This is a genomic window from Gryllotalpicola sp. (genome assembly GCF_027352875.1).
Taxonomy (GTDB): domain Bacteria; phylum Actinomycetota; class Actinomycetes; order Actinomycetales; family Microbacteriaceae; genus Gryllotalpicola.
Window position 1 is genome coordinate 92,892 of record NZ_DAIEII010000046.1, and the last position, 7,013, is coordinate 99,904.

The window sequence follows — 7,013 nt, forward strand, 5'->3', positions numbered from 1 at the left end:
CTCGCGTCCCCCAACGCCCTCACAGGAGGGACGCGAGCAGTGAGATGGCCGCCAGTCCCATGACGGCGAAAGCCGCCCAGAGACCCAGCTTCGACCAGAAGCGACTGCGATAGCTCCCCATGACGTCACGCCGCGATGACAGGCGCACGATGATGAAGATAAGAGGAACGGCGACGATTCCATTGAACACCGCAGTGAGAACGAGCGCCTTGACGGGATCGAGGCCGACGAAGTTGAGCGCCAGTCCGACCAGGGTGCCCACCACGATCACCAGGTAGAACGTCGGCGCCTTCCGGAATCGGACCGACAACCCTTCACGGGCCTTGAAGGTCTCGCTGATGGCATATGCCGAGGACCCGGCCAGAACCGGGATGCTCATCAGACCGATTCCGATCACGCCGGTGGCGAAGATCACCTGCGCAAGGTATCCGGAGTTCGGGAAGCTGTGCACGAGAGGCCGAAGGGCCTTTGCCGCGTCTGCCGCGCTGACGATGTTCGTGACGCCTGCGCTGTTAAGCACCACCGCGCCGACGAGGATGATGAACCAGGCCACCAGATTCGAGAAGAACATCCCCAGCACGGTATCGACGCGGAGCCGGAAGAGGTAGCCCTTGCTGATCTTCGGGGCTACACCTTCGGAACCCTGACGTTTTTCGGCGATCTCATCCTCGACCGTGTTGCTCGTCTGCCAGAAGAACAGGTAGGGCGAGATCGTCGTGCCGAAGATGGCCACCACTATGTACAGGAAGCTCGAGTTGACCTGGATATCGGGAAGGACCGTCGACCTCAGAGCCGTACCCCAGGGGACGGTGACGAGAAACGCAGTGACGAGGTAGGCGAAGAGAGTGACCGCCAACCACTTCAGAATCCGGATATAGACCCGGTAGGCCACGAAGACTTCCAGGACGACGATGACGACGGAGAATCCCACCGCGAACAGCGGCAACGGGAGAGACGGGGCCAGGAGCTGGGTGCTCGCCGCCATCGCGCCGATGTCTGAGCCGATGTTGAAGGTGTTCGCGGCAACCACCAGGAACACGACCGGATAGAGCACCCATCTCGGGTAGCGCTGACGCACAATGGCCGCCAGCCCCTGCCCCGTGACCGCGCCCATCCGCATGCACGCCTCCTGGACCGCGACCATCAGCGGGAACGTGAGGGGCATCGTCCACAAAGTGGCGAAGCCGAATTGCGCACCGGCCTGCGAATACGTCGCAATCCCAGACGGATCGTCATCCGCAGCGCCCGTGACCAGACCAGGTCCCAGCACTCTCAACGCTCGACTGAAGCGCCTAGCACCGTTGACGCGGCGGAGTCGAGGGCGAGGCGAACCTGTCTCGCCCGTGTCGCTCGCTCCCGCCGGCTTCATCCTGATCGTCAGTTCCTCGTCGTAGCGCGGGAAGCGCGGTTGCGTCCGCGCGAGCACCCTACCGCGTCGCTCGGGTCGTCTCCCCACTTTTCTGGTCGTCTCGGCGGACACCGATTCCGGAACGCTCCTCGCCGAGACCGGCCAGGCCGCACCTTCGGTCATCCTGCTCAGGATCGACAGCCGGCGCGCCGCGGAGCAGATCGCGGCACCCTGCTGAGCAACCTCGGCCAGCTCGAAGCCGACCTCGCCGCAGGCTCGATCGCGGTCATCACCGACCGAGACATCCGAGTGCGAGTACTCCCGATCCGTTGACCGACTGAATCGCGCTTTGTCTCATCCGGCATGAATAAGACCGACTTGGTAGGGCGGGTGGGACTTGAACCCACGACCCAAGGGCCTGATTTTGACCTTCGGGTATGCCTCGGATTGGCTCGGCTTGCCTAGGAGTTCCTAGTCGTAGCGCGGGAAACGCGGTTGCGCCCGCGATGCGACTGTACCCCGTTCGATACCGTCATCTCCCCATCTCTTTGATCGTTTCGGATGGCAAAAAGATGGGACGGTTGATCGATGGTCCAGGGCGGCTGAAGTCAATAGGGTTTCGTCACCCATAAGCGTTGCGGCGATGGGTGCATACCAACCATTGCTCGCCCTCAAGATTCACGACACAGAAACCGGTTGTTTTTCGATAGATACCGGTCGATAATCATTAGATGGTTTCATCAACACGCCCGTCGGGCGTCATCACTTGGCTCACCTGGACCGCGCTCGGCGTGCTCGCAGTCTTGGTTGCGGTCGGCGAGATCGGCGCTGCCCAGAGCGCCGAAGCGCTGGCGGAGTTCCTTCCTGTTCTGGCGCCTACGCAAGGCCCACTCGTCTTGGTCGCTATGGGCTTCGGGGGTTGCATCGAGGTCCTGCTCGTCGTCACGGGCGTGCTCGTCGGCTACATCCGCGCCGACCGGATTTTCCACCCGTCTGCCTTGCGACTGGTCGACGTGATCGTTGGTGCCGTGGTCGTCGCGACGCTGCTTGTAGTGATGGCGCTTTTCTTCATCCCCGGGCCGCCACAGCTGTTCCTGCTCGTCGAGGCCGGCGTGCTGGTGGGCGCGACCATCGTGCTCGTGCTCCTAGTGATGCGGTCGCTCCTGCGTCGTGCGGTCGCTATGCACGTTGAGCTCGACGAGGTGGTTTGAGTGGCCATTCGCATCCACATTGATCGCCTCCTCGTTGAGCGCAGCATGTCGGTGGGGGATTTCGCAAGTGCGATCGGGATCACTCCCACTAACGTCGCTGTACTCAAGAACGGACGTGCGCGCGCGTTGCGTTTCACCACGCTCGACGCGATCTGCCGGGTGCTCGAATGTCAACCGGGCGACATTCTGAGTTGGGCCGATGACCAGACACTGACAGACGACGGATCCTGAGTGAGCAACAAGATTGCGGGTATTCGTTTGCGACACTAGGACGGCTCCTAGAAATCTGAGTCCGTGCTCACGGGGCCACTCATCCAACCAGGTACCTCGCTTGCCGCAGCGCACCTGGAAGGTCTCCACGAGGCTGTGGCCCCCGAAATCTCGGAGGCCACAGCGCTATTCGCATCCGCTTAGGTGGAACAACATCCCTACTCTCCGAGGATTGCCTTGGCTTGAGCGTCTTGCTGCCCAACATTCGCCGTCATCGCTGCGAACTGCGCCGCGTGAGCTTTGATGTATTGGCTTTGCCAGGCAGCTGCGACCGCCACTCGCAACCCGGTGAGGTTGGTCGTCGTCTTGCACTCGACGTCTGCGATCGCGACCTCCATTTCGACCGCGGACGGAGTCGTCGTTGACCATTCGGGGTCATTGATGGCATCCACCGGGGTGGCATAGGAGAAGCCTGCATCCGTCATGCACTTGCTCCACTTGCCGAACGCGGCAATCACGCGGCTATCTGCGTCGGATTGTGCAAGGCCGTAGTTCACGGCGTCCTCGTAGAGCGTCTCTGCAGACAAGTCATCATTGAGCTTGGACCTCGCCTCGCCGATGCATCCACCGCTGGGTACCGCTAAGCCATTCACCTCGGGAACCGAAGGGTCCCCCATCGCCACTGCTAAGTAGTTGGGTGCGGATTCGGCGGGATCGGCCATGCCTGTCGACGACTGCTTGGACTCGCCATCGGGGAGCAACTCTTCGCCAGTGTGATAGCCGTACTTGCGCGCATCCGTGATGTCGATCAGGCCGAACAACCGGTCGTAGTCGTGATTTATCGCGGGGACCGTCCACGCCGCGGCCGGGGCATCGAAGGCGAGTCCGTAACGAGCCACGCACGACTTCATCTCCTGGTATTCGGCGCGAAGCACGAGGTTCTGATCCGAGGGGCTCGCCTTGTAGGCGTCGACCGGCAGCGAGATGTCCTTCCCGTTGGTAACCGTCGTGACCGGACCAATGGGCAGTTCAGGGACGGCCTTTGGAGATGCCGATGAGGGGGCTGCGGTCACCGTATTTGCAGGGACTACAGGATTGGCAGCTTGGGCGGATGCGGCAGTGATGACCGCTGCCGTGATACCGAAACCTGCGGCTCCCGCAGCTATGACGGCGCCTAGCGTCTTGACGCGAGTACTTAGAAGGAACATGCGCTTACTCCCGCCGTGCCGTCGTTCCAGCAGAAGGAACTGATCTGGTCGTTGTGGGCCACGATCGAAACCCAGATCAGACTGTTCAGCGTCTGGAACCCACCCGAGTAATTCGCGTCATTGAAGAGGCGAAGCCTCCGCGTGGACGATGTGTTCTTCACCGAACTGATCGTGCCGTTCTCATTGCACAGGAAATAGAACGCGTAGACGTTGTTGCATACATCTGGGTTGTTGTAGGTGTGCGGGCTGACCCTGCTGTCATTAAGGTTCGGGTAATTACCAGCCACCGCAGACCACGGGTTCACGACACCGGTACCATCAGGCGGATCGGCAAGCCAGTCCGAGTTGTTGTAGAAGCAGATGTTGTTCGAACTGCAGGTATGTCCGGCTGCGTTAGCCGCCATAGGAGTCGCGACTGCCAACGCAAGTCCGGCTCCGAGTGCTGCCGCAGCAACAAGGCGGCGGGCCGGCGAACGGCGCGCCTTTGATCCCATGGCGGCGCCTGCTCTGCGCCGCGCCTTTGGTCGACTCATCGAATTCCCAACCCTTAAACGCGCGAGATCCGGTTAGCAGGCTCGGCCGCCCACTGGCTCTTCACCTCACTAGGCGGCACATCATACTGACGTGCTGTCACTTTGTAATGTCCGGATAAGCGAGATTGGTTCCGTTTTGCAGATCACGCCAACACGTTTCACACCTCTGGAGCGAACGGACGTCTTCCACGAGCTGTGGGCGACCTTTGCTTCTCATCGTCGAGTGAAGGGCGACGGAGGTGCACACGTCTGGCACTAGGGCCGGCGAGGGTCTTTTTTTCTGGCTCGTTTCGAACCAGAGTGCCAGAAGTGTGGAGGGGAAATGGGGTGGGCCTGATCGGGGGCGCGGAGGGCTTCGCGGGAACGTGGAATTCGGTGCTGTATCGGCAGGTCAGGCGGTACTGTCGTGGGGCCTGATGAGCTGAGCGCGGAGCGTCGGGCTATGGCTTAGCCAGGCCGGGTTTTGGGGTCAGGCGAGTCGGTCGGCGAAAGGCCGGTGGTCCTGGGCGTCGGCGACGACGGCGATGACCCGCACGGTCGTCGTGTCGGGGTTCACCCGGTACCAGAGCTGATGCGGGAAGATCCCCAAGTGCCAGCGCCGCACGTCGCCGCCGACGATGCGACCGATACCTGGATGCTTCTCAAGCAGCCGGGCGGTGCGGTAGAAGTCGTCGAGGAAGCGGTCGCCCTGCAGCCGCTCGGGGTCGTCGTAGTAGGCGACGATGCGATCCCGGTCGCGCCGTGCGTTCGGGCTGAGGCGAACTAAGAAGTTCACGCAGTACGGCGGGCGGCGCGGACCTCGCGCTCGTCGTCGTCGAGCGAGACGTAGCCGTCGTGATCGGCGGCCTCGTCCTCGGCCACCCGCTCAGCCAGCAGAGCCGTCAGCTCCGGGGTGAGGTGGTCGCTAGCCACGGACGCCTCGATGGCATCACGTAGCTCGAGCCGCGTGTCCGCGTCGAGCTTCATCACCTGCGCGAGAAGCACGTTGTCGACCATGTCCCAATGGTAGCGGCGGCAACCCAAACCCGGCTTAGGGTTCGGTACGCGACTTCGCCGCAGGGCGCGGCATCTGCCGCGAAACATCCCATCCGATTCCCTGGTGCCAGAGCGTAGCCCTCAGCGCGTGCTCGCCGAGCCGGGATCGGATCGCATCGGCTCTACCTCTCCTGGGCGGTTCGCGGTTCGCTGTCGCCACCAGTGCCGAAGGCGTCGTCGAGTGCCTTGGCGGTGACGGCGTTGACGCGCTCGTCGCGTCGGATGTAGTGCTGCACGGTGATGCGCTCGTCGGTGTGCCCGAGCAGCTCTGCGGCCAGCTGGGTGCCGACCCTCTCGTGGACTGCGGTCGCAGCAGTTCGGCGGAACGCGTGCGGGGTGACGCCCTCGATTCCGGCGAGCTGCATGACGTGGCGGAGCTGCCGGCGCACGTTGTGCGTCGTGAGCGGCGTGCCGTTCCGAGAGGCGAACAGCAGAGCCTCCGGGTCGCGTGCGGTCATGACCGTAAGGCGCTGCCGTACCGCCTCCGCGGTGAACGAGGGCAGGGCGACGGTACGGCGCGAGCGCGCGGTCTTGGGGTGGTCCTGCCGCACGGTGCCCTCTCCCCTGCGGTAGACGACGGTGCCGGCGATGCGGAGGGTCGGCGGGTCGCTCGTGACATCTACGTCGCAGCGGCGCAGCGCCAGGGCCTCGCCGATGCGGGCGGAGGTGCCGAGCATGACCTCGATGAGCTGGCCGAGCTGCCTGTCGGGCTGCCGCCCGGCCTCGATCAGTCCTGTCTCCCACTGCCGCACCGCCGCACGGATCGCGTCCACGGAGGCGGGCGTGAGCGCGTCTGGGGTCGATGCAGGGCGGTGCAGGCGCGCGACGTGATCGACGGGGTTGCGCGGCAGCACCTCGTGGCGGACGGCGAGGGCGAAGGCGAGCCGCAGCACGACGCGCGCCTGCTTGACGCGGCTGTAGGAGCGCTGGGCGAGCTGCTTGAGGAGAAGTCGCAGCGCGCCACCCCGATCTCGCGCAGCGTCAGCTTCCCGAAGGCCGGGAGCACCAGGACGCGCATGTTGCGCTCGTAGAGCTGCCTCGTGCCCGTCGAGAGTCGTCCTTCCAGGTCAAGGTCGTCCAGCCAGTAGTCCGCGAGCTCGGCGAAGGTGCTGTCGGGCGTGAGCGCCGTGAACGTGGGCTGGAACAGGGCGCGCTGCGCGAGCTTCGATTTCAGCGCCTTTTCCGCCCGCGCCTCAGTCGAGGCGGTGGCTTGCAGCAGCCGGAGAGCGCCGTCCCAATCGCGGTAGCGGGTGCGCGCCTCCACGCGGCCTGCGCCGAGATCGTGGAATCCGATACTGCCGAAGGTGCCGATGCTGATGCGGGGCTTAGCCTGAATCCACCGATGGACGTTGAGTTGAGGGCGGCGCGTTAAGCGGAGAATGCCTTTCTCATCAGGGAAAATAGGGTTTGTTGATGAACCTATTGACCCGAGAAGGAAGGCATCTCGCAGGTGCAAGTTTCTCACGCC

8 protein-coding genes and 1 pseudogene are annotated in these 7,013 nt (G+C 63.5%); 2 read left to right on the forward strand and 7 right to left on the reverse strand.

Features of this window, described 5'->3' with window-relative positions; all coding sequences use genetic code 11:
* Positions 1-19: 19 nt before the first annotated feature.
* The gene (locus M7D61_RS05625; protein WP_298228421.1) at positions 20-1,531 is read right to left on the reverse strand and encodes a divalent metal cation transporter; all 1,512 of its coding nucleotides are present in this window, start codon (positions 1,529-1,531) and stop codon (positions 20-22) included.
* A 548-nt stretch (positions 1,532-2,079) separates the two neighbouring features.
* On the opposite strand from M7D61_RS05625, the gene M7D61_RS05630 reads away from it, so the two are divergent.
* Positions 2,080-2,559, forward strand: coding sequence for a DUF2975 domain-containing protein (locus M7D61_RS05630; RefSeq protein ID WP_298228423.1), 480 nt, complete (start codon positions 2,080-2,082; stop codon positions 2,557-2,559).
* Positions 2,560-2,790, forward strand: a complete 231-nt coding sequence (locus M7D61_RS05635; RefSeq protein ID WP_298228425.1) for a helix-turn-helix transcriptional regulator — start codon at positions 2,560-2,562, stop codon at positions 2,788-2,790.
* Between the two features lie 197 nt (positions 2,791-2,987).
* On the opposite strand, the gene M7D61_RS05640 is transcribed toward M7D61_RS05635, so the two are convergent.
* From M7D61_RS05640 to M7D61_RS05665, 6 genes and pseudogenes are all read right to left on the reverse strand, one after another.
* Positions 2,988-3,977: a hypothetical protein gene (locus tag M7D61_RS05640; RefSeq protein WP_298228427.1), complete on the reverse strand. Its 990-nt coding sequence runs from the start codon at positions 3,975-3,977 to the stop codon at positions 2,988-2,990.
* Complete coding sequence (locus M7D61_RS05645) at positions 3,965-4,510, reverse strand: hypothetical protein (protein WP_298228428.1); 546 nt, start codon at positions 4,508-4,510, stop codon at positions 3,965-3,967. Before M7D61_RS05645 ends, M7D61_RS05640 begins: the two co-directional genes overlap by 13 nt.
* A gap of 469 nt (positions 4,511-4,979) precedes the next feature.
* Complete coding sequence (locus tag M7D61_RS05650; RefSeq protein ID WP_298228430.1) at positions 4,980-5,285, reverse strand: type II toxin-antitoxin system RelE/ParE family toxin; 306 nt, start codon at positions 5,283-5,285, stop codon at positions 4,980-4,982.
* A complete protein-coding gene (locus M7D61_RS05655) occupies positions 5,282-5,506 on the reverse strand; it encodes a hypothetical protein (protein ID WP_298228432.1) in 225 nt (74 codons plus the stop codon). The genes M7D61_RS05650 and M7D61_RS05655 overlap by 4 nt, the downstream gene beginning before the upstream one ends.
* A gap of 161 nt (positions 5,507-5,667) precedes the next feature.
* The gene (locus M7D61_RS05660) at positions 5,668-6,222 is read right to left on the reverse strand and encodes a site-specific integrase (RefSeq protein WP_298228440.1); all 555 of its coding nucleotides are present in this window, start codon (positions 6,220-6,222) and stop codon (positions 5,668-5,670) included.
* A 50-nt stretch (positions 6,223-6,272) separates the two neighbouring features.
* Positions 6,273-7,013: pseudogene (locus M7D61_RS05665) on the reverse strand (hypothetical protein); the annotation flags it as partial.

What these genes read in the sequence shown, in the direction of transcription:
- M7D61_RS05630 (WP_298228423.1), top strand. Translation starts at nt 2,080, where the DNA reads ATGGTTTCATCAACACGCCCGTCGGGCGTCATCACTTGGCTCACCTGG.
- M7D61_RS05625 (WP_298228421.1), bottom strand. Translation starts at nt 1,531, where the DNA reads ATGACCGAAGGTGCGGCCTGGCCGGTCTCGGCGAGGAGCGTTCCGGAA.
- M7D61_RS05660 (WP_298228440.1), bottom strand. Translation starts at nt 6,222, where the DNA reads ATGCTCGGCACCTCCGCCCGCATCGGCGAGGCCCTGGCGCTGCGCCGC.
- M7D61_RS05645 (WP_298228428.1), bottom strand. Translation starts at nt 4,510, where the DNA reads ATGAGTCGACCAAAGGCGCGGCGCAGAGCAGGCGCCGCCATGGGATCA.
- M7D61_RS05655 (WP_298228432.1), bottom strand. Translation starts at nt 5,506, where the DNA reads ATGGTCGACAACGTGCTTCTCGCGCAGGTGATGAAGCTCGACGCGGAC.
- M7D61_RS05640 (WP_298228427.1), bottom strand. Translation starts at nt 3,977, where the DNA reads ATGTTCCTTCTAAGTACTCGCGTCAAGACGCTAGGCGCCGTCATAGCT.